Source organism: Acetivibrio saccincola (assembly GCF_002844395.1).
Lineage (GTDB): Bacteria > Bacillota > Clostridia > Acetivibrionales > Acetivibrionaceae > Herbivorax > Herbivorax saccincola.
Genome location: NZ_CP025197.1, coordinates 3,315,094 through 3,336,791, shown reverse-complemented (window position 1 = coordinate 3,336,791; position 21,698 = coordinate 3,315,094). Strand labels below are relative to the sequence as shown.

The 21,698-nt window shown below is 32.8% G+C and carries 24 protein-coding genes and 1 pseudogene; 20 read left to right on the top strand and 5 right to left on the bottom strand.

Annotated features, from left to right (window positions below):
• Positions 1-106 precede the first annotated feature (106 nt).
• The 9 genes from HVS_RS14890 to HVS_RS17385 all read left to right on the top strand — a co-directional run bounded on the left by HVS_RS14890 (position 107) and on the right by HVS_RS17385 (position 6,883).
• Positions 107-1,546: an ISLre2 family transposase gene (locus HVS_RS14890; RefSeq protein ID WP_235827484.1), complete on the top strand. Its 1,440-nt coding sequence runs from the start codon at positions 107-109 to the stop codon at positions 1,544-1,546.
• 640 nt (positions 1,547-2,186) lie between these two features.
• The gene (locus HVS_RS14885; protein ID WP_101300160.1) at positions 2,187-2,924 is read left to right on the top strand and encodes a DUF6602 domain-containing protein; all 738 of its coding nucleotides are present in this window, start codon (positions 2,187-2,189) and stop codon (positions 2,922-2,924) included.
• A 48-nt stretch (positions 2,925-2,972) separates the two neighbouring features.
• Positions 2,973-4,091 carry a hypothetical protein gene (locus HVS_RS14880; RefSeq protein ID WP_101300162.1) on the top strand — a complete coding sequence of 373 codons (1,119 nt, stop codon included), beginning with the start codon at positions 2,973-2,975 and terminating at the stop codon, positions 4,089-4,091.
• Between the two features lie 238 nt (positions 4,092-4,329).
• Positions 4,330-4,599 (top strand): ribonuclease HI, encoded by a 270-nt coding sequence (locus HVS_RS14875; protein ID WP_101300166.1) that lies wholly within the window; start codon positions 4,330-4,332, stop codon positions 4,597-4,599.
• A 374-nt stretch (positions 4,600-4,973) separates the two neighbouring features.
• Positions 4,974-5,324, top strand: coding sequence for a hypothetical protein (locus tag HVS_RS14870; protein ID WP_101303551.1), 351 nt, complete (start codon positions 4,974-4,976; stop codon positions 5,322-5,324).
• A 167-nt stretch (positions 5,325-5,491) separates the two neighbouring features.
• Positions 5,492-6,091 (top strand): hypothetical protein, encoded by a 600-nt coding sequence (locus HVS_RS17400; RefSeq protein WP_242971602.1) that lies wholly within the window; start codon positions 5,492-5,494, stop codon positions 6,089-6,091.
• 101 nt (positions 6,092-6,192) lie between these two features.
• Positions 6,193-6,429 (top strand): hypothetical protein, encoded by a 237-nt coding sequence (locus HVS_RS17395; protein WP_242971601.1) that lies wholly within the window; start codon positions 6,193-6,195, stop codon positions 6,427-6,429.
• A gap of 2 nt (positions 6,430-6,431) precedes the next feature.
• Positions 6,432-6,572 (top strand): hypothetical protein, encoded by a 141-nt coding sequence (locus tag HVS_RS17390; protein WP_242971600.1) that lies wholly within the window; start codon positions 6,432-6,434, stop codon positions 6,570-6,572.
• Between the two features lie 14 nt (positions 6,573-6,586).
• Positions 6,587-6,883: a hypothetical protein gene (locus HVS_RS17385; protein WP_242971599.1), complete on the top strand. Its 297-nt coding sequence runs from the start codon at positions 6,587-6,589 to the stop codon at positions 6,881-6,883.
• A gap of 499 nt (positions 6,884-7,382) precedes the next feature.
• On the opposite strand, the gene HVS_RS17380 is transcribed toward HVS_RS17385, so the two are convergent.
• From HVS_RS17380 to HVS_RS14840, 4 genes are all read right to left on the bottom strand, one after another.
• Positions 7,383-7,703 (bottom strand): reverse transcriptase domain-containing protein, encoded by a 321-nt coding sequence (locus HVS_RS17380; protein ID WP_235827728.1) that lies wholly within the window; start codon positions 7,701-7,703, stop codon positions 7,383-7,385.
• A 223-nt stretch (positions 7,704-7,926) separates the two neighbouring features.
• A complete protein-coding gene (locus HVS_RS16630) occupies positions 7,927-8,079 on the bottom strand; it encodes a hypothetical protein (RefSeq protein WP_159063404.1) in 153 nt (50 codons plus the stop codon).
• Positions 8,080-8,402: 323 nt separating this feature from the next.
• The gene (locus HVS_RS14845; protein WP_101300172.1) at positions 8,403-8,750 is read right to left on the bottom strand and encodes a hypothetical protein; all 348 of its coding nucleotides are present in this window, start codon (positions 8,748-8,750) and stop codon (positions 8,403-8,405) included.
• Positions 8,750-9,436 (bottom strand): hypothetical protein, encoded by a 687-nt coding sequence (locus tag HVS_RS14840; protein ID WP_101300174.1) that lies wholly within the window; start codon positions 9,434-9,436, stop codon positions 8,750-8,752. Before HVS_RS14840 ends, HVS_RS14845 begins: the two co-directional genes overlap by 1 nt.
• A gap of 530 nt (positions 9,437-9,966) precedes the next feature.
• Between HVS_RS14840 and HVS_RS14835 the strand changes: the two genes are divergently transcribed.
• From HVS_RS14835 to HVS_RS14815, 5 genes are all read left to right on the top strand, one after another.
• Positions 9,967-10,353 (top strand): DUF8042 domain-containing protein, encoded by a 387-nt coding sequence (locus tag HVS_RS14835; RefSeq protein WP_101300176.1) that lies wholly within the window; start codon positions 9,967-9,969, stop codon positions 10,351-10,353.
• 305 nt (positions 10,354-10,658) lie between these two features.
• A complete protein-coding gene (locus HVS_RS14830) occupies positions 10,659-11,033 on the top strand; it encodes a flagellar protein FlaG (RefSeq protein WP_101300180.1) in 375 nt (124 codons plus the stop codon).
• A 4-nt stretch (positions 11,034-11,037) separates the two neighbouring features.
• Complete coding sequence (gene fliD, locus HVS_RS14825) at positions 11,038-12,963, top strand: flagellar filament capping protein FliD (RefSeq protein ID WP_101300182.1); 1,926 nt, start codon at positions 11,038-11,040, stop codon at positions 12,961-12,963.
• A 120-nt stretch (positions 12,964-13,083) separates the two neighbouring features.
• Positions 13,084-13,482: a flagellar export chaperone FliS gene (gene fliS, locus HVS_RS14820; RefSeq protein WP_101300186.1), complete on the top strand. Its 399-nt coding sequence runs from the start codon at positions 13,084-13,086 to the stop codon at positions 13,480-13,482.
• A gap of 16 nt (positions 13,483-13,498) precedes the next feature.
• Entirely contained in the window at positions 13,499-13,990 is a 492-nt protein-coding gene (locus HVS_RS14815; protein WP_101300189.1) for a flagellar protein FlgN, read from the top strand.
• Between the two features lie 110 nt (positions 13,991-14,100).
• On the opposite strand, the gene HVS_RS14810 is transcribed toward HVS_RS14815, so the two are convergent.
• Positions 14,101-15,063 (bottom strand): alpha/beta hydrolase, encoded by a 963-nt coding sequence (locus tag HVS_RS14810; RefSeq protein ID WP_101300192.1) that lies wholly within the window; start codon positions 15,061-15,063, stop codon positions 14,101-14,103.
• A 391-nt stretch (positions 15,064-15,454) separates the two neighbouring features.
• Here HVS_RS14810 and HVS_RS14805 point away from each other — a divergent pair, with 391 nt between their 5' ends.
• From HVS_RS14805 to HVS_RS14790, 6 genes and pseudogenes are all read left to right on the top strand, one after another.
• Positions 15,455-16,030: a DUF5698 domain-containing protein gene (locus HVS_RS14805; RefSeq protein WP_101304095.1), complete on the top strand. Its 576-nt coding sequence runs from the start codon at positions 15,455-15,457 to the stop codon at positions 16,028-16,030.
• Between the two features lie 41 nt (positions 16,031-16,071).
• Entirely contained in the window at positions 16,072-16,959 is an 888-nt protein-coding gene (locus tag HVS_RS14800; protein ID WP_101300194.1) for an AraC family transcriptional regulator, read from the top strand.
• A 308-nt stretch (positions 16,960-17,267) separates the two neighbouring features.
• Positions 17,268-19,682 (top strand): S-layer homology domain-containing protein, encoded by a 2,415-nt coding sequence (locus tag HVS_RS14795; RefSeq protein ID WP_101300197.1) that lies wholly within the window; start codon positions 17,268-17,270, stop codon positions 19,680-19,682.
• 184 nt (positions 19,683-19,866) lie between these two features.
• Entirely contained in the window at positions 19,867-20,001 is a 135-nt protein-coding gene (locus tag HVS_RS17580; protein ID WP_268876570.1) for a hypothetical protein, read from the top strand.
• A pseudogene (locus tag HVS_RS17780) lies at positions 19,982-20,035 on the top strand (hypothetical protein); the annotation flags it as partial. The gene HVS_RS17580 and the pseudogene HVS_RS17780, both read left to right, overlap by 20 nt.
• A 42-nt stretch (positions 20,036-20,077) precedes the next feature.
• A complete protein-coding gene (locus HVS_RS14790) occupies positions 20,078-21,643 on the top strand; it encodes an S-layer homology domain-containing protein (protein ID WP_101300199.1) in 1,566 nt (521 codons plus the stop codon).
• The last annotated feature ends 55 nt before the right edge of the window (positions 21,644-21,698 follow it).

Sequence of the window (21,698 nt, the reverse complement as noted above, 5' to 3'; positions counted from 1 at the left end):
TTGTAGGGAATGAGACATAAAATACCATATATAATTGAAAAGAAGATGACATCCTGTTAAGATATTAATTAAGCAAAAATAATAAATAGAAAGGATGACATCTTCTATGTATAATAGTATACAACATTTTAATGAATTTGGGGTAAAAAGAATTGAAAAAAAGATAAAAAATTTTATTGAAGAAGGAAAAGACTTAGCTGATCTTGTTCTTGGTCTAAAAGAAGATTTATTTAAACTTGGACGCGATATACTTAAAGAAGTGCTTGAAGATATGGATGAATATTTCCGTAACTGTGAAATAAGGAAACAGTATTGGGAAATTATAAGAAAAGATAAAACAGCTATTTTAACGACATTTGGAACACTAAGTTATAACAGGACATATTTTAAGCATAAGGAAAATGGTAATAGACAACACCTAGTCGACAGGATTGTAGGTGTAGAACCACATGACAGAGTAAGTGCCGATGTTGTAATTAATGCAATAGATGAAGCAGCTGACAGCAGCTACAGAAAGGCAGGAGAAAAGGCGACATATATTGATGAAATCAGCAAACAAGCAGTGATGAATAAAATACATAATATTGAAATAGTTGAGCCTGAAATAAAAGTAGATAAAAAGAGAGAAGTAAAAATATTGTATGTTGAGGCCGATGAGGACCATGTAGCATTACAACAAAAAAGTATATTGAGACAGAATGAGAAGGGCAAGAGAAATACAATTATGCCAAAACTTGTATATGTGCATGAGGGAATTGACTTTGAAAAAAGTAATAAGAAGAGAAAAGTATTAAAGAATGTTCGATATTTTGGGGGAGTGTATAAGAATTCAGAAGATTTGTGGCTTGAAGTATCGGAATACATATATAAACAATATGACGTTGATTTTTTAGAGACGGTGTATATATCAGGAGATGGGGCGTCATGGATAAGGCAAGGAGTTAACTGTCTTTCAAAAAGTAAATTTGTACTTGATAGATACCATCTTCAAAAATACGTAAGAGTTGCGACCACACATTTAAATGATGAAGCAATAAGCCAAGATTTACAGGAGGCTTTGAATTTATCTGATAAAAAAATGCTAACAAAGGTTTTTAAAAAGATAATTGAAAAGACAGGCGATAATGAAAATAAAATAAAGGCTATAAAAAATGCAAAGCGATATATTTTAAATAATTGGGATGGTATAGAAATAAGGTCAAACAGAGGAATAGTGGGTTGTAGTGCTGAAGGTCATGTGAGTCATGTATTTTCATCCCGTTTAAGTTCAAGACCTAAAGGCTGGTCGAGAAAAGGTGTAGAAAAGATGTCAAAGCTAATAATATACAAGAAGAATGGCGGTAAGGTATATGACATAGTTATGGCACAAAAACAAAAAAAGTTAGCATCTAGTAGGCAAGAAATTCAGGAAAAATTAATTAAGGAATTAAAGAAGTCATCAAACAGGTATGAGAGTGTATGGAATAGTAATTTAACTGTTATTCATAAGGGGTGTAAAACTGGTTTATATAAAGAATTAAGGCGTATTATAGGTATATGCGGATAGGGATGAGGTAATAATAAAGCAAAAATTACGGGAAAGTTTACAAGTAAGCCTATCCAATAGGAATTATACATATCTGGAAAAAAGACAAAGAAAAAGAAAAAACATAAAAAAAGAAAAAGAAAAGAAAAAAGCAAAACTTTAGTACCATGACCCGCGGAGCCCTACTACTTGTCAAGGCCGGGCTTTGCCCGCTTGTTTTAGCCTTGACAAAATGGAAAATGGTACAATAGAAATACTTTTTTCTTTTAAAAGTAGCGTTAAAATGTGAAGGAACATAGATAACAAAACGTACTAATTTGTCACAAGTATTGAGTAAAATGAATTCTTTATAGAAAGAAAGAGTTATATGGTATAATAGACAATAAGTTAGAGGAATTATAAAAGAAAATAAGGCTCAAAATGATGTAAAACACTTTCGTTACTAAGAGACCGTTATTTGAAATAGTTGCACAAATAAAAAATGGGATGCCATCTACTTTTCTTTTTCCTACAATAAATTGACGCTATCGCATCTAGAGATTAAATAGAATAGAGTTAAAAATTGTATTATAATGGAATTAAGTAAAATTAAATATAACATGAGTAAAGATGAAAAATAAAAATTTCTATAAAAATAATGATTTTGTTGAGGTGATATTATTTGGATTTAATAAATTACTATAAGTCTATAGGTGAAGAGATTTGTTCGTCAAAAAATAGAATAAGATTTTTGATGAATGACCCTCATTATCTAACAGATGGTGAATTAAAAGAGTCGGTATTACGTCATGTTATAAGAAGATATATGCCTGAACATATTAAAATTGCTAGAGGTTTTATTCATAATGGTGAAGTATGTTCTAGTCAGGTAGATATTTTAGTGTATGATAGTAGATATCCTGTTTTATTTAAGGATGGCGACTTAGTATTTGTTACACCTGATTCAGTTAGAGCAGTAATAGAAGTGAAATCTAAGCAGAATATAACTGATTTGAGAGTAACATTATTAAAATTAAATCAAATTGCTGAATTGGTAACAGATATAAACTGTTTTATTGGGTTATTTTCATATGACTATGAAAGAGAATATTGTAGAGATTTGATAGAACGAGTTAGTGAAATTACTAATGTAGGCGGCAAGTCTTATATTAATCATTTAGTGCTAGGCAAAAATTATTTTATGAAATATTGGACAAACGACCCAGTTACGAATGAAGAATGCTCAAAATGGCATTTCTATAAACTTAAAGATTTATCCTACGCCTATTTTATTAATAATTTACTAGATTACATTTCTAATGGCACTGTGAGTATTAATCATAGAGCATGGTTTCCTTTAGATTCAAAAGAGCGTTTTAAATTGGATGAGATAAGCCTTGAAGATGAGCATAGATTATAGATTAATTTATAAAATTATTAACTTTTAATCAGTAGGGAGGTAAGTGGGTTGGATAATAGAAATAGATTAAATAATAAATTGATATACGTTCAATTATTATTTTCTCTGACACCTAAAGGATATGGGGGAATTGCCAATAGTGAAGTCAAAGAGATGATACAAGGATTACATAATTGGATTATAAATTCGACAGATGAAGAATTATCAAAAAAAGAGAATGAAGTAAACCAGTTTTTAGACAGTATTATAGAAAAGTATAAAGATAAATTTGAAAATATTAAGGATATAGATGTTATTGCAACCGAATTTAATAATTTTTTTAGGGGTAATAATAATGTTTATTCAAAGGGTGTAGAATACGGCTGGTTAATTGAGATATTTAATTACTTAAAATTGCCTTATCCTAATTATTTACCATACCAAACAAAAATTGGACTAGGAATTCACGCAGGGAATATTAGTGTAGAAGAGGAGTTTTTATTAAGAGATGCTTTCTATCTTTTGGTAAAAGCAGAAGATACCTTTAATAAAATGCATGAATATAGTAATTTTGTAAAACAAAATGAAAAAAATAAAGAAAATCAGTATATTTTTAGAGCACTATCAAATACTAATCAAACTGTGGCAACTTATAGTAGGTTATCGATAATAAGTTTTTATTCATTTTTTGAAGCATTTATTAATAGTATTGGTTATGATTACTATTGCAGAAATATAGATAGGTTAACAAATATTCAAAAAAATAATTTATTAGGAAGAGAAAGCAACAAGCCTAACGATTTTCTTTCCATTGAGGAGAAAATTGAAAGGCTACAGCAAATAATAAGAGAGGATAAAACAGTTGTACTAAAAATAAATAAAAAGAAAAGAACATCAAATGATTATAGATTATTTTTTGATGAAATAAAAAAATTAAGGAATTCTTCCGTCCATTTTTCGCCTAGTAAAGAGAGCATTTGGAGAAAACCAGACGAGTGGATAGAAAAAGCCCATAAAACATCAATATTAACATTGCAAATTAGCAGAGAAATCTGGAAAGCCATTTTCCCAACGAAGAATTTACCGGAGTATTTAAATGAATTGAGATTTGAACTGAATTATAATTTGGCTAAACAGAGGCTGCAAGATGTGGTCAAGATTGAGAATAAGGAAATAATATCAGATTAATAAACATTATATTAGAAACTCCGTTATATTATTTAAGATAATGGAGTTTTTATATGTTCTATATATTAAGAAAAACGAAAATAATGTTATTAGGTGTTATTGTAAGAAAAATTGAGAATAACACAGAATAACACAGATATATTAAAATATTGGATGATTTTCGTTGTAATTGTGTAATTTTAATGGTATTCTCTTATTAAATAGTTTAATAAGAGAAAGGAATTTTTATTAAAGGTATATGGATGAATATATGAAAAATATAAAAATATATACAGATGGTTCTTTTAAGAAAAGCAAAGCAGGAATTAGTTTTTTAATAATTAATCCTGGTAAAAATAAAATACTTGGATATACAAATCTAAAGTGTAAAAAAAATATACAAGCAGAATTACAGGCTATAATACATGCACTGCAATATTTATTGAATATTGATATGAGTCTTGAAAATAAAAAAATAGAGGTTGTAACAGATGAAATTTCCATAGTAGAATGTAGATTTTCATTTTAATTTAGGTAAATCTACCCTTATTTTATCACATTAAAATAGGTGAAAAAAATTTTTAACCCTACCGCAATTTGAAAAAATATTTTCACTTTACAGTAGGATTATTTTTTATAATATATTGCGGAGGGTGATGTAAAAATGCAATATATCTTCAATGTTCATGAAGGAATTCATGAATATATTAAACTTGGGAGAAATTATCCTTTTCCACCGCCACCAACTAAAAGATGTCACAATCAAAATGCAATAAATTAGTTAGTTTCCGCAAACATGGCTTCTATGAAAGATATTATTACTCAAAAGAATATAAAGGAAAATAGTAATCAGACGCTATATATGTCCTCTATGTGGATGCACCATATCATATATTCTAACTTTTGTTTACCGGATTTATTAATGCAATAAATCATATTTTTGAATACATATATAATTTATTTTATCGTAAAGGTAGTATTAATTCAGTTATAAAACAACTAAATCTAAAAAACAACGTACAGTTTTCAAGGCAAATTCTATACTATTACAGAAAAAAATTCATTAAAAATCTCAATACAATACAAAATGGATTAAGACAAATAATACACAAAGTGAAATTACCGGATGAAACTCTTGGAAACACAGAAAAAGCAAGAAACGTTTTAGCAATAGTAGTAAGAGAATTCCCCAACATTCAACTATTCTCTCAAAAATACTATCAAGCTACCGCTAAAACATTTCTTGCAGCATGATTATAACATTAAAATAGGATTTTAAAAAGCGTCTTATGAAAAATTTTTAATGAAATCAACCAACACCATATTTTCCTTTACTTGAGCAAATAACTATGGTAACATCCGTGGTAAAGAACAGCCTGACCGGTCATGGCTTCCTAAAAATGCAACAGGAGGTCAGGAATATGTTAAGTGAAGAGGTAAGAAATGCCATTGCGTTAAAAAGATTTTCACTGATAAGTCCGATCCTAAATGGACAAGTGAATAATCGTAAGGACTATTATGCTCAAATTTCATCAAAACCCGTAGAAATGCCACACTATGGCATAAGAAAATATTCACCTAAAACAATAGAGTCCTGGTACTGTGATTACATGCGTGGAGGATTGGATGCATTAAAACCCGGATACCGGAAAGACAGGGGTAATTGTAGAAAAATAGATACAGAACTTGCTGAAAAAATCCTTGAGACGAAAAGAAAATATCCTAAAGCGCCTACTACAATCATCTATGATAAACTAATAAAAAAAGGCATATTAAAAGAAGGGCAAATATCACTTACCACACTATACAGGTTTTTAAAATTTTCAAATCATGAAAGCATTTATGAAACTGAAGAGAAAAAAGAAATTAAAAGATTTGCACATCAATATATAAATGAGTTGTGGTATGGGGATTTAATGTATGGACCTTACATACAGGAAGAGGCATACCTTCCCTGCTCTATACGGACAATGGGAAGATTTACCGTTCACAGCAGTTTGAATTTATGTGCGCGGACGTAGGATGCGCTCTTATACATTCGAAACCCTTTGTTGCACATAGCCGGGGAAAAATAGAAAGGTTCTTTTTAACAGTTAGAAAAAGATTTTTATCCCAACTTAATATGAATAAAATTAAGAGTTTAGAAGAGCCGGTATTCATATACTATGAAGGCAAGAAAATCGGTGAAGCCTTGCAGGTTAATTTTCATGACAATGCCCATATGAAACGAAGGGGCAGACCTAAAAATTCTGAGTTAATAGTGGATTTACAAAATAACGAAGTATCTGTAACACATGCTGACATGCCTAAATCAAAACAAACAATTTCATTTAAAACAATTATGGAAGGAGAGAAATAATTATGTTCAGACAGTTTTTTGGACTAAAATACAATCCTTTTGGAAAAGAAATTGATATTTCTGATGTTTATGAAAGTGAAGATATTAAGGAATTAAATTCAAGATTTAAATATATTCAAAACATCCGGGAATGTTTCTTTTAGTCGGTGAACCGGGAATGGAAATCCACCGCCTTAAGAAAATTTTCAGCCGGGTTAAATCCGGACTTTACAAACCCTGCTATTTTTCTCTCTCAACAGTTACCGTTATGGATTTTTACCGGGGTCTTTTAATATCTTTAGGAGAAGTGCCTTCACATAAGAAGGTTACAATGTTTCATCAGATACAACAAGCAATAATGTCTTTGTACTATATACCCAGGCTGCAATTGAAGCTATTTATTCTGCATCAAAAGGCGTACCCCGCCTTGTTAACAGTCTTGCAACCTCAAGCCTTATGTATGCTTGTTCAATAAAGCAAAAGCATGTAGATGAAGAAATCGTATACCAAGGACAAAAAGACTTTGATATCTAAAATACTTTTATCTTTAACCGGCAGCCTTAGTACAACGGTTATAAACCGTTTAAGTAATAAATGTTGTAAACTTATTGAATTTATACTTAAAAGTTTTCTATTATCAATATTTTGATTAAAATTTTAAGAGCAGTTAATCTGCTCATTTTTATTATACAAATTTGAAAGTGTTATGCAATACTTATTTTTCCAAATTTTATTTTGAATCCTACTGGAATTTGAAAATTTGATTATCGCGTTCCTATTTTAATTTGAAAATATTCACTAATTTGTGGTAAAATTGACCTAAAATAATTTGAAAATATTATCTAATTTAATTTGAAAATTTACAATAACGGATAATAAAAACTTCCCCTTTGCTCCTTTTCTTTATCACTTTCTCAAACCATAAGCACATAATGAAGATATATGTTTGCCAATATCGGTGAAACTACTGAACCCTAGGCTGTACCCTTGTCTGTTGCTTCAAATCTACCTCTCTCCATTATCCCTGCTTTTAGAAATCTCACTATCAGCCTTTTTATGTTTGGGTCCGCTATCCTGTGTCCTATAAACTTCATCATCCATTCATGGTCAACGTTGTTGAAGAATCCTTTTATATCTGCATCAACTATATAGTTTATCTTATCTTTTATAATTGTTTTGTTTATTGCTCTCAGCGCATCATGACCGCTCCTGTTTGGTCTGAAACCATAAGAAAAGTCAAGAAAATCTTGCTCATAGATTGCTTCCAGTATTCTTGCAAGTCCCATCTGTACTATCTTGTCCTCGTATGCAGCTATGCCCAGTGGCCTTAGTTCTTTCCCATTCGCTTTCGGTATATATGTTCTTCTTGCGGGTTGTGGTTTATAACTATGTGTTTTTAGACGGCTTATTTCGTTTCCATCAATCCCTACCCCTGTGTGTAGTTAATGTTTCCTTAACAAGAGCGATTGTACGTAACCTCCTTTTCTCCTCCGGCATTACCCAGCATCATTAATACTATTAGGTTATCCGACTCCCTGACAATCTTTTGACTTCCTTCCTTTTTATCGGTTGTACATCATACTTGCTTTCGCAAGAATCGTCAGGGTCTCCCGGGTTACCGTGGAGTCTTTGTACAGTATGCCCGGCTCTTTGACCTCGGGGAAGCCACATCACGCTCGCCGTTAACGCTTGATGCAATCCTGCCTTCCTGGTTTGTGAGCCAGTCGGCCTTCCCGACTTTGTAAAATTTTCGAGGTTCAATCACTCGCCCTTGCGGACTTCGGACCTACTGCCTAACTGTCTACGCTTAAGCATCAATATCGCTACTGATACTCCAAGACTTGCTACTAGTTCCTCGGCTTAAGGTTTCCTCGGCGGGGTTTCCACCCGCTGTACTCCACGGCCTTGCCCGGCCGCACCACAAAATAATTTATATTTCCTTTTGAAATCTATTGGACGGTTAATTTTCAGAAAAAAGGATTTATGTATCAGGATTAAATGCTCATAGTTTCCCCATTTATTTCAACTTTCCATTGTTCAATATCTACGTTTAACTCGCCTGATATTACTTTATCCAAGTGCCACCACCAATGCGTATAAGGCTTTTCACTACTTCCCCAACGATATATTGGTTTTAAATAATTATAAAATTCCTCCGCCCTTAATAAAAGCTTTTTATCATATTCTTTCAATATAGCTTTATCCTCATCATCCAAAGAATAGAATATATCTGTCAAATAACTCCTACACGCAAATGTATCAATATATTCAAATGGACTAACATCTAGAACTTGACTAACATCATAACCATAATCTTTAATTTTCATTTTGTTATCAATCATTATTTATACACATCTCCAATCTTTCCAATAAATTCAACTTTTAAATGTTCATTCAGGTAATCCGAATATGTCATTGTATCTGGTGGAAAAGTTGTCTCCATAATACCATTTTCACCAACCATTACAATCCAATCCCCATCCCCAAATATATAATATTTTTGATCAAATTCTTCTTGATAATATTCATAAATGCAACTGTCCGGATTACTACAAACCTCTATTATTTTGTTATTATAGTCAATAACCGTCCAATTGGAAGGGACTTGATCCCTCTGGATTCTTTTTTTAAGATGTCGTTCTAATGCTTCCTGTGATTTCCATTCTGGTCCTTCTTCCAAAATTTTCTTTATTATTCTATGTACATTCCGTAAACTCTCATCTTCCGCAGCTTCATCTTTACTCAGTATAGTTCCATATTCAGTAAAGGGTGCACATACCATTTTTGAATCCGAATTACTTGTTATGCTTTTTGTTGTCATCAGATCGACAGTATTCTGTTTTTGTTCAACGATTATCTTATTTTTCGTTTCTTCTTCCAACTCAGGTAGAGGAGTTGAATTTGCATTGTAAGTTGCGGATGGCGCTTCACATAAAACTTCAATTTCTTGTCCGTACAGCGGCTTTATATGAATGGTAAAAGTACCTACACCTTCGTCGCTGGAATAACTTTCAGTATATTTTACCACAAATGCCTTCGAAAGTATAACCTTTCTTAACAATTTTTCTGATTTATAATGTTCTATAGTTATTTCTTTATAACAGTCAGGATTGGTTGCTGGAAGTAATGCCCATTCATATAGTGCTATAGTTCTCTCTTCAGTGTCAATATATCCTGTTATTTTTACTAAATTTTTATTATTACATCTAGAAGTAAATATGTAATCATTTGGAGTAGAAACATTATACTGAACATTTTCAATACATTTCTCTAGAATGGTATTTCCCCACAGTGACTTTGTATGACATTCCCTGCTTTTCCTCTCCCTTCTTTCTATATTATTTATGCATATTTTATCAAAAATTTTCTATATAGGGAATACAATCTCATATTAACTTTTATAAGATAAAAAAATTATTTTAAAAAAGTGGTAAGGAAGCAGTGGAAATTTACCGATATAGTAAAAAATGCAATTAAACAAAATATTTCCGTAAAAGTCTTACCATAATTAACTTAATTAAAAAATATTATGGGAAAGACAAAGGGAGGTTGAGTATAATGGACAAAAATATCCAGGTTGTAAAACACATTTTCCCACTGCTTCAGACAATGGAAAAAGGAATTAATCATATACAAAAGAGATTGTCCGAACTTCGTTATGAAGAAGCCAGGACGGTTTTAGAAGATACAATGCATGGAATTATATGTATTGAAAAGGCAATTAAAAACATGCAGGAAATGCTACCAGACAGTCAGATAGACGTTCTTACAGCTAAAATTAAAGACTGTATGAGCAAAGTAGTGGAGAATTATGAAAGTGAAGTTGCTTCAAATTTAGAAGAACATATACAAAATGAGATGCTTCCCATATTTTCAGACTGGAAAGCTGAGGTTGAAAGATCTTTATCTATTTTCAATGTAAGTACAGATATTTTAAGCAACTAATTTTGAGTAATTGATTTTGATTAATTAATTTTAAATGATTAATTTCAATAAGTAAAAAAACCCGTAAATAAAAACCCCCGTAAATAAAAACCTCGGTAAAGACTTAACAAAAACCCAATAATAATTTGACACTTTAAGGGAGTTTTTATATTAAATAAGAACTCTCTTATTTTTTAAAAACAAATTAAAATTTTTTTAATAAAAACTGCCGTATACCTTGAAATAAAGCACTGAAATTAATTGTAAACTATGTGTAGTGAAATTCCGATAATAGATATGAAGGAAATATCACGGAGGGATTTTTTATGAGAATTGATAGCATGGATGCTTCTTTAATGCAATTAAAAAACACACAAAATACAGTTCAAAATACCCTTGGTGTAAAGAAAACCAGTTTAGAAAATAATAATGTACAAAAAGTCACAAAAGATGAGGGCCAAAATTATTCTGACGTTACAGCTAAGGAAATCATTGATGCTATTGAAAAGGCAAACAAGGCGATTATAGGAGCTCGAACCCAGTTGGAATTTTCAATACATGAGGGAACAAAGGAAATATTAGTTAAGGTTATTAATACAGAAACAAAAGAAGTTATAAGGGAAATTCCTTCTGAAAAAATTTTAGACATGGTAGCAAAAATGTGGGAATTAGCCGGCATATTGGTGGACGAGAGGAGGTAGAACTATGTCTTTATATGGTATCTACAACACGGAATACAGCAGATTGAGATTTTCAGGTCTTGTATCAGGAGTAGATACAGGATATATGATAGAACAATTAATGTACATTGAAAAAATGAAAGTGGACAAAGTCGAGCAGGACAAGCAGATTTTAGAGTGGAAAAGGGATATGTACAGGGATGTTACAAATAAGCTGAGAGCCTTTTCTGACAAATACTTTAACCTTTTAAAACCTGAAACAAATTTCAGGTCTTTATCTGCATTTAATTTATTTAATATAAGTTCAAGCAATGAAAAAGCGGTAACAGCTGTTGCAGGTTCGGCGGCAGAAAGCAAAGTTTACACCATACAGGTTCATTCCCTGGCTTCAGGTGCAAAAATTGAAGGCACATCAAATATTACCAGAAACATAATTGCAAGTGAAGCTGTAGAGGATTTTCAGCTTGTCGGAAGAAAAATAAATGTTACTTTAGACGGTGTTACCAAAACAATTGAATTAAAGGATTATAGCGATATTGATCATATGATTGAAGATATAAACGCCTCACTGTCTAAAGCTTTTGGCGCAGGTAAGGTGAAAGTTAGCAATTCTGGCGGAAGAGTGGAGTTTAATGTGCTTTTAAACGGCAGTACTTTAATGCTGGCAGATGGAACCTCATTTTCCGGTGACCTTAAGAAATTAGGTTTTATGCCGGAGGATAATACCAGCAACAGGATATCCTTAGCATCCGGTCTTGAGAGCATTAAAGATAATTTTAAAAACACTTTGGCTATAGATAATCCGGAGGAAAATGTTGTATTTACAATAAATGATGTAGTTATTGATGTGGGCAAAAGTTACAAAAACGCAACATTAAGGGATGTTATGAACGCAATAAATAACAGTGATGCCGGTGTAAGAATCCAGTATGATTCTTTAAATGACAAATTTACTTTAACATCCACTGTTGAAGGTGCTGCGTCATCCATTACATTTGTGGATACCCATGAAGAAAACGGGCTTTTAAAGGCATTAGGAATTGTTGACGGGACCTATACCCAGGGAACAGATGCAGAGTTTACGTTAAACGGCGTTGAAGGAATGAAAAGAAGCAGTAACCAGTTTACCATTGACGGGGTAAGGTTTTCCCTAAATGAAATTTCAGAAGAGGAAGTAACAATTGAAATTAAAAATGATATAGATGCTGTTGTTGAAAATATTAAAGGTTTGGTTGAGGACTATAACAAGATTTTAGATGAAATAAACGGATTGATTCATCAAAAGAAGAACAGGGATTATAGACCCCTTACAAAGGAACAAAAGGATGCTATGTCAGAAAAAGAAATTGAATTGTGGGAAGAAAAAGCCAAAGAGGGTCTATTAAGTAACGACAATATACTATTTAATATATTAAATGAAATGAGAAAAGCTTTGTTTGATAAAGTGGAAGGAGTATCTATAAGTGTTTTTGATATAGGCATATCAACAGGTGCTTATTATGAAAGGGGTAAACTTACCCTTGATGAAGCTAAGTTAAAATCAGCACTTATGAATAATTTTGATGAAGTGGTTAAACTTTTCACGACTAAACCTGAAGATTCTGGAGTAAATACCGTTAATGACAGGGAGAAAGTTGTCCAAAACTACAATCAAAGCGGTATAACTCAGAGAATATATGATATTTTGCAAAAGAACATAAGAACTACCAGGGATTCAAGCGGCAAAAAAGGTATATTACTTGAAAAGGCAGGTATAGTAGGAGATGCATCAGAGTTTAATAATCTAATTGTAGATGAAATAAAAGCAAAGGATTCCATGATCCAAAAGATGCTTGAAATTATGTATCAGAAGGAGGAGGCTTATTATAGAAAATTTACGGCTATGGAAAAAATGCTGAGCCAGATGGAAAGTCAGTCTGTATGGCTTATGCAGCAGCTTGGTTTAGGATAACGGCAGGGCATCAGGATAACGACCTTAGTATAACGGCTGGGTATCAGTGGACAATTATGTATTAATATAGCAGCTGGGTTTGTAAATATTTTTATAATGGAAACTTGGAGGGGTAATAAAATGATAAGTAATAACCCGTATGGACAGTATAAAGAAAACACAGTGTATACAGCAAGTAGTGAAGAACTGACTCTTATGTTGTACAATGGGCTTGTAAAATTTTTAATGCAGGCACAGATAGCTTTAAATGAGAATAATATTGAAAAATCAAATACAGCAATAATAAAAGCCCAGAATATCGTTGCAGAGTTTAGAGGAACTTTGGACATGAATTATGAGATAGCAGAGCAATTGGATTTACTGTATGATTATATGTACAGGCAGCTTTTAGAGGCAAATATAAAGAAGGATGTTTCAATTGTTGAAGAAGTTTTAGTGATGGCAAAAGAGCTTAGAAATACATGGGAGCAGGCTATGAAAATTGCAAGACAAAAAAATAAAACCGCCAAAAGCGGCTAAATAGGAGAGGCATACAATGGAAAACCAACAAACTGAAAATTATATTGAAAGACTTATAGAAATTTCAGTGGAAAAACAAAAAAAGCTTGAAGATATACTCACCTTAACCAGAGCCCAGGCAAAAGCAATAGAGGAAGAAGGCATAGAGAGTCTTGGGAAATTATTGGATGATAAGCAGAAAATAATTGATGAAATAAATAAAAACGACGAAGAGTTTTATGCATATTATGAAAAAATTAAAGAAAAGTACGGGGTCAAAAGTTTGGAAAACCTGGAAACACTAAATACAAAAAACACCAGGGAACTTCAGGAAGTGATAAGTAGTATAAAAAAGACCCTTCAAGAAATAAGTAGGTTAGAAAAGGAAAACAATAAAAAAGTAAAGGAAACACTAGAGGATTTAAGTAGCAAGATAAGGAAAATAAATCAAGGGAAGAAAGCCAGCAACGTCTATAGCAGAGATTCAGAAACTAACGCAGTATCATATTTTATTGATCAGAAGAAGTAGATGAAAAGTCTGCTTCTTCTGATTCTTTTTTGAATGTTATGATTTATAAGATGATTTATCAAAATATTATGATTTTCTGAATTTTATGAAATTTCCGAATCTACTAAAGTTTATGAGTTCTCAGCATCTTCAATATCTTCCCCTTTAATACTGTTATTTATAAAATCTAGTACTTTTTTTATGTATTCATCAGGGTATTCTTTATAAGTCTTGATATGGCTTGCCCCGGACGTTTCCCAAAGTTCCACGTTATCACCTGAAGCTTCTTTTAGAATATAGCTGTGCTTTACGGGAATTAATTCGTCGTCTGTGCTGTGAATAAGCAGCACAGGTCTTGGATAAATTTTGCCTATTTCATTTACAGGGCTTACATCCTTAGTATCCACACCCGTTAGAAGTTTCATAGTAAATAGTGTGGTTTTGTTAAAAAAAGAAGGTAAATTACTCCATACGCTAAGGTTTTCATCCAGGTACGAAGTAAGATCAGAAAATGGACTGTCTGCTATTACTGCATCCACGTCCTGGCTTTCAGCAGCTGCCAGAATAGCAGTTGAGGCTCCCATGGAAAAACCTAAAAGCACTATTTCATCAGAACCTCTTTTTTTAGCATATTCAATGGCACCAAGTAAATCGGATTTTTCAAAATAGCCTACAGATGTAACATCTCCTTCGGATTCCCCGGAGTTTCTGAAATCAAAGGTCATAAGATTATACCCTTCATTTAGAAAACTTTTTATAAGTCCAATTGTATCTTCTCCAAAGGGAAGTCTGTTGGAACCGTAGCCGTGGGCCAGGATAATTGTTTTATTGCTTTCGGGAGAGATGAAAAACCAACCTTTTAAAGTAACTTCATTATTTATATCCCTAAAAGATATGCTGTCATATTCAGGAACAATATTCGCTGAAAAAACAGGTAATTCCGACCTTTCAGGCTTTGTTAAAGTCATTGCTGTTTTTATGGAAATAATGGATATAATTAAAGCGGTTAAGGTTATTAACAATATCACCACTAAAATCAATTTTTTGGGCACCTGTCTTTTACGTTGTGTGTAACTTATTCCAGAAATCCTCACAAAAACATCCCCAATCTTAATGTATTTAAATTATTTAAAACTGTTTAATCCATTTAAAGCTATTTAAACTATTCAATAGCTGATTTTTATCTGAAAATAAAAATAATTATATACTTTATTATATTTTCTTTTTGGTAAATAGTAAAGCTTTGTTTGATTTTTTTTGTATAATTAATTTTTATATAATTAACTATAGCTTAATGATTATAGCATTAACTATAGTTTAGTGATGATAGTTTAATAATTGCAGTTAAATAATGATTTTCACTTAAGTTGACTTTATTATAAATATAAACTATATTATTTATAAATATCAAAACTTTTTTAAAACTCATTTACTTAGGAGTTGGTGGTTATTTTAAAAGAATTTTTTAGTCAGAGTACTTATGCAATGGTAATTCTTCCCCTGTTCATTTTTGTAGCAAGAGTTTTGGACGTTTCCATGGCAACAATAAGGATTATTTTTGTTTCAAGGGGAAAAAAATTTCTTGCACCTATCTTAGGTTTTTTTGAAGCTTTAATTTGGATTATTGTTATTGGCCAGGTGATGCAGAATTTAGGAAGTATTTTTTCGTATATAGCATATGCAGGCGGTTTTGCAACGGGAACTTTGGTGGGGATGATTATTGAGGAAAAGCTTGCAATAGGAGTGGTGGTAGTCCGGATTATAGTTATGAAGGATCAATGCCAGATACAAAGACGCTTATCTGAAGCGGGATTCGGGGTTACCACTGTTGATGCCCAGGGAAAGACTGGGGCAGTAAAAATAATATACTCTATTATGAAGCGTAAGGAACTGGACGATGCTATTGATATAATAGAAAGCTGTGACTCAAAGGTATTTTACTCCATTGAGGATGCTAAAAAAGTAAACTTAGGTGTGTTTAGGACTAAAGAGGCAATACCCTACAATTTGAAGAACAAATTTGGAATTGACAGGTTTCACAGAAGAATTGGGAAGAAATAAAAGCAGGCTGTATCAAATGCAAAACGGGAAGTGGTTTAGAAGTGGGTAAGGATATTTTGCCAAAGGCATGGGAAAGTGTGCTGGAATCAGCAACTTTTATACCTGTAATAGTAAAATCTATTAAAAGATTCCATGATACCAGCTGGCACATGGAGCCTAATATTCATGAGTTTTTTGAGATGGTTTATGTTAAAAAAGGGAATGCTGTATTTGAAATTTCAGGAACTTCTGTTGAAATAGGACCTAACAACATCATTATAATAAAGCCAAGGCAGTATCATAAATTTGAAGTAAAGTCCCAGGCAGGCTGTGAATTTATCGTTTTAAATTTCGGGTTTGAAAATAAATTTGACAATCAGTTTGCGGAAGTTTCATTGGAAGATTTTCTAAACTTTGTAAACAAAAAAGAATGGGGACGTTTTATATCTTTAAAAGTCAGCCACAAAAATGAAATAATCAATTTGCTAAACAGAATACTAAAAGAGAGGGAAAATCCTGAAATTGGAAGTGAATTTTTAAATTATCTTCTTGTTTTAGAGCTTTTCGTATTAATATCCAGGGCATTAAAAATGGAGTGGGAAAACAGTATAAAAAATAAAAGTCCCAAATTAAAAGAGCTTATACAGGCAGCTGTTAATTATATAAATAATAATTACGAAAGGGATATTTCCCTAACGGATATTTCTAAGTATGTATTTTTAAGCACAAGCTATTTTACCAGGGCGTTTAAGGAAGAAATGGGGGTAAGCCCTATAAACTATCTTTTAAATGTCAGGGTTGAAAGAGCAAAGGAATTATTAAGGGAAACAGATGCTAAAATAAGTGATATTGCTCTAAGTGTAGGTTTTTCTAATCAGCAGAGATTTAATGATATATTCAAAAAATATACCCAAAAAACCCCCCTTCAGTATAGGAAGAGCTTTTGTTGATAACTAAAATTTTTTCATGTCCAATACTTTTATTTTTATAAATTTTAATGATTTTCTTCTTATCTATTTTTAAAAGTTTAATTTTTTTCTTTTTGGCTTATAAAAAGTGTAATTTTTGAGGCTGTAAAAAAATATATAAAAGCTTCTTATTTTTTTATCTTTTATGTTATAATTGTGTTTGGCAGTGTTTGCATAAAATAAGCAAATATACATTAAGTAAAAACTTTGAAATTCTAAATTATGTCAAATACTGCAGGAAGAGCATAGCTTTATGTTAAAAAAACAGTATTTTTAGGGGAGGTTAATTTATGAAGGGATTAAAAGGACTAATATCCTACACACTCATTATCTGCATTTTATTGACAGCAACATTATCTTCCATGGGAATGACAGAAGAAGAAACTTTTCCAGACATCAAAGACCATTGGTGTAGAGAAACCATTGAAAAGTTTGTAGAAAACAACTGGGTTGTTGGTTATGACGATGGCTTATTTAGACCGGACAGACTTGTAACCAGGGCTGAATTTACGGCTATGGTTGTGAACATCTTTAAAGAAGAAAAACAGGTGGAAGAAAACAGTTTTACAGATGTAAGTAAAAGTGACTGGTTTTATAATGCAGTATCTTATGCAGCAAGTGAAGGTTTAATATCAGGATATGAAGATGGAACCTTTAAACCAATGGCGAATATGCAAAGACAAGATGCAGCTGTGCTTGCATCAAAGCTTTTTGAAGTAGATTTTTTTGAAGGTGCAGAGGATGTAAAATTTGAGGATGAAGATACATTTCCTGAGTACTCACGTCAGAGTATAAAAAATCTTGTATCTCATGGAATAGTGCAAGGTTATCCTGATGGGACTTTCAGACCTTTTAATTTAATAACGAGAGCAGAAGCAGTTCAAATGTTAAATGTTGTACTTAAGTATATTGAGTTGCCGGAAGAGACGCCACCTTTAGCTCCACCTGAAACACCGGAGCCAACAGAAGAGCCAACGCCAACACCAACACCACGCGTTAGAAGGGATACACCAAGAAGAACCTCTACGCCAACTTTGTTGCCGGTAGTGTCTCGTACATATACTACAACTGAGGACTTTGAAGAAGGAGAGATTTACAATCTAAGCACTGAAATTGAGGATAGGCTGATACTTAAAAAGCAGGAAATAGAAACTATTAAAAGAGAATACAGAACTACACAAATGACATATGGAAGAGATGGAGAACCTATACATATTGAAGTTACTCAAAAAGTAAACAAATCTGTATTAATGCCGGGGAAAGATGAAGTTGAAATTTCATTTAATCTTTTTGGACATGGAAAACCTGATATGCCAGAGAAGACTCCTATTGATCTTATACTTGTACTTGACCGTTCCAGCAGTATGTCAGGAAGTAAGTGGACTGCTACTTTAGAAGCTTGCCGCAACATACTTAATTTTGTGAGAAAAGAAGACAGAGTTGCAATAGTTACTTTTGATGGTAGTGCATACCTTAATAATAGCTTAGAAAGTGATTTAGATGTACTACTAAATGTAATAGACAATTTAAGCGGTCCCGGTGGGTCAACGAATATTGGTAGTGGTTTGGCAAAAGCAATAGAGACTTTTAACAATGAAAGTACGGATGGAAGAGATAAGGCCATTATATTATTGTCCGATGGTAATGCAAGCAGAAACCCTGCAGTAGCACAAGCAGAAATTGCTAAAGAAAAAAATATAATAATACATTCAGTAGGACTTGGTTCAGGGGCTAATGAAGCACTTTTAAAAGAACTTGCAAATATTACAAGCGGAATATACAGGTTCAGCCCTTCATCAGAAGAATTGGGTGAGATGATGGAGTATATGGCACAGCAGGTATTTGATACGTCCGGAAGAAATGTTGTTTTGAAGACGACGGTGTTAAAAGATAATGTAATAGATTTAGAAGTGTTGCCTGAACCTGCAAATATAGTTGAAAATGAAGATGGAAGTTATACATATGAATGGAAGTATGACAGGATAAAAATGCAAGAAGAAGAGGATATGTTGCTGTCAGTCTATTTTGAAAACCTTGAACATGGCAAAAAAATCATTCTAAAAGATACATCACTTGAGTACATTGATAGAAACAACAATACAATTGTTATAGATATAGACGATTTATCACTTCCGGTTAGTGAATATGTATCATATGGAACATGGAGCGTTGTATTTGACAGTAAAAGATCAAACACTCAGTGGGGAAGCATCTATTGGAATGACAAAGTATATAGCGATGACAAAGTAAGCGTAACGGTATCAACCAGCAATGACGGGAAAAATTATTCTAAGCCTTTAAGTGTATCAAATTATAGTACATTTAATATTAAAGACGGAAGATATATAAAGATTTTAGTTGAGCTTGAAATATCAAGTGAGGGTTTCAGTCCTGAGTTATTAGATCTTACAATAGGTTCAAAAGGTTTTAAATTACCAGCACCAGGAACAGAGCCAGAGCCAGCACCGGAACCAACACCGGAACCGACAGAAGAGCCAGAACCAACACCAGAACCAACACCGGAACCGACAGAAGAGCCAGAGCCAACACCGGAACCAACACCGGAACCGACAGAAGAGCCAGAGCCAACACCGGAACCAACACCGGAACCGACAGAAGAGCCAGAGCCAACACCGGAACCAACATCGGAACCGACAGAAGAGCTAGAACCAACTCCGGAACCAACACCAGAGCCAAAAGAATAATTACATTGTGTGAAAAATAGTTGCACTTTAAACAGGTGCAACTATTTTTTTAGAAAAAATTATTTATTTTTATATATTTTATGCTATAATTTAGGTTTGCATAAAACAAACAAATATATATTATAAAAACTAAAAAAAACATAAAAAACTAAAAAACTTTTTTTCTAGGGGAGGTTATTTTTTAATGAACACATCAAAAAGGATTATATCCTGCACTCTTATCATTTGTCTTTTATTAACAGGGACATTGTTTTCCATGGAAGCGACAGATCTAAAATTTAAAAGAGACTTTTCCGGACATCAAAGACCATTGGTGTAGGAAAACTATTGAAAAGTTTGTTGAAAACAACTGGGTTGTAGGCTATGATGACGGATTATTCAGACCGGACAGACTTGTGACTAGGGCAGAATTTACAGCTATGGTTGTAAACATTTTTAAAGAAGAAAAAGAGGTAGAAGGAAATAATTTCAAAGATGTAAACAAAGATGACTGGTTTTATAATGCAGTATCTTATGCAGCAAGTGAAGGTTTAATAGCCGGATATGAAGATGGAACCTTCAGACCAATGGAAAATATGCAAAGGCAGGATGCAGCAGTACTTGTATCAAGGCTTTTTGAAGTGGGTTTTTTTGAGGGTGCGCCTGAATTTACATTCAAAGATGAGGAAACATTTCCAAAGTATTTATATCAGAGCATAAAAAACCTTGCATCCCATGAAATAGCCAGAGGTTACCCTGATGGAACTTTCAGGCCGTTTAATTTAATAACAAGAGCAGAAGCAGTTCAAATGTTAGATGTTGTTCTAAAATACATTGAGATACCTGAAAAGACGCCACCTTTAGCTCCGCCTGAAACACCAAGACCAACGGTGACGCCAAAGCCAACATCTACGCCGATTTCAACACCAAGTCCGACACCAACAACTCCTAAAGGGGGTAGTACGGGAGGAACTAAGTCAACGCCAACACCGGAACCAACACCTGTTAATAATGCTCCTATATTTATAAGTACACCTGTTGAAGAAGTTGTTCTTAATATGGTAGAGGGCAACAGGGAAATAATAGATTTAACTAAATGGACTGTGGTTCAGTTATGTGATACAAATGATGATATTCCAAATTGGGTGCATTCTGAGCCGACAAAAGCAATGCAGACAAGAAATGCAAACCCATCAGTACTATTAAGTGATATTCAGGTGGATAAATGTATAGTTAACGGTAAATGGAGAGTTGATACATCAAAGGATGACGACCTTATGGGTTTTGTTTTTGGTTATCAGGATGAAGGACATTTTTATCTCTTTGATTGGAAGCAGACTACCCAAATGTGGAAAGGAAATAACTGTGAACAAGGAATGAGTGTAAAAGTAATTAATACCGACACGCCTATTTTAGATGGAGATTTATGGATGTCGGAGGGGAATGAAAGGGTTAAAGTAATTTATCGCAATACCATTCCATATAAGGATTTTGAAGACTATGAGTTTACTTTGAAGTTTTCAGGTAATGGGCATTTTAATATAATTATAAGACATGATGATGTTGTGTTGGATGATATTTCATTGTACGATGATACCTACACTACAGGAAAATTTGGATTTTACAATTATTCGCAAGAAATGGTTGTTTATGAAGGTTTTACAACTGAAGAGATGTCAGAGGGAGTTTATATATATAATGCTGAGGCCTATGATGAAGACGGTGATGATTTAAAGTACACTTTAATAAATGGTCCTGAAGGAATGACCGTTGACAGTGAAACGGGGGAAGTAAAATGGTTTGTTACTTCTTTAAACAGAGGGATATACGATGTCAGTATTAAAGTTGAAGATACAAAAGGAGCTTATGATATTCAAGAATTTAAGATAAGTATAGTTGAACCAACAGAAGAACCAACGCCTGAACCAACACCAGAGCCAACACCAGAACCTACTCCGGATCCGGATTATGAAAAACAATAATTGAACTTGCAACAAACGCAACTGTTTTAAATACCGGAACTACAGTAACAATAAA

Excerpts from the sequence above, each read along its gene's own strand:
- HVS_RS14890 (WP_235827484.1), top strand. The coding sequence starts at position 107 with ATGTATAATAGTATACAACATTTTAATGAATTTGGGGTAAAAAGAATT.
- HVS_RS14875 (WP_101300166.1), top strand. The coding sequence starts at position 4,330 with ATGGATGAATATATGAAAAATATAAAAATATATACAGATGGTTCTTTT.
- HVS_RS17400 (WP_242971602.1), top strand. The coding sequence starts at position 5,492 with ATGTTAAGTGAAGAGGTAAGAAATGCCATTGCGTTAAAAAGATTTTCA.
- HVS_RS17395 (WP_242971601.1), top strand. The coding sequence starts at position 6,193 with ATGAATAAAATTAAGAGTTTAGAAGAGCCGGTATTCATATACTATGAA.
- HVS_RS17390 (WP_242971600.1), top strand. The coding sequence starts at position 6,432 with ATGTTCAGACAGTTTTTTGGACTAAAATACAATCCTTTTGGAAAAGAA.
- HVS_RS17385 (WP_242971599.1), top strand. The coding sequence starts at position 6,587 with ATGGAAATCCACCGCCTTAAGAAAATTTTCAGCCGGGTTAAATCCGGA.
- HVS_RS16630 (WP_159063404.1), bottom strand. The coding sequence starts at position 8,079 with ATGTGGCTTCCCCGAGGTCAAAGAGCCGGGCATACTGTACAAAGACTC.
- HVS_RS14845 (WP_101300172.1), bottom strand. The coding sequence starts at position 8,750 with ATGATTGATAACAAAATGAAAATTAAAGATTATGGTTATGATGTTAGT.
- HVS_RS14835 (WP_101300176.1), top strand. The coding sequence starts at position 9,967 with ATGGACAAAAATATCCAGGTTGTAAAACACATTTTCCCACTGCTTCAG.
- HVS_RS14830 (WP_101300180.1), top strand. The coding sequence starts at position 10,659 with ATGAGAATTGATAGCATGGATGCTTCTTTAATGCAATTAAAAAACACA.
- fliD (WP_101300182.1), top strand. The coding sequence starts at position 11,038 with ATGTCTTTATATGGTATCTACAACACGGAATACAGCAGATTGAGATTT.
- fliS (WP_101300186.1), top strand. The coding sequence starts at position 13,084 with ATGATAAGTAATAACCCGTATGGACAGTATAAAGAAAACACAGTGTAT.
- HVS_RS14815 (WP_101300189.1), top strand. The coding sequence starts at position 13,499 with ATGGAAAACCAACAAACTGAAAATTATATTGAAAGACTTATAGAAATT.
- HVS_RS14805 (WP_101304095.1), top strand. The coding sequence starts at position 15,455 with ATGGTAATTCTTCCCCTGTTCATTTTTGTAGCAAGAGTTTTGGACGTT.
- HVS_RS14795 (WP_101300197.1), top strand. The coding sequence starts at position 17,268 with ATGAAGGGATTAAAAGGACTAATATCCTACACACTCATTATCTGCATT.
- HVS_RS17580 (WP_268876570.1), top strand. The coding sequence starts at position 19,867 with ATGAACACATCAAAAAGGATTATATCCTGCACTCTTATCATTTGTCTT.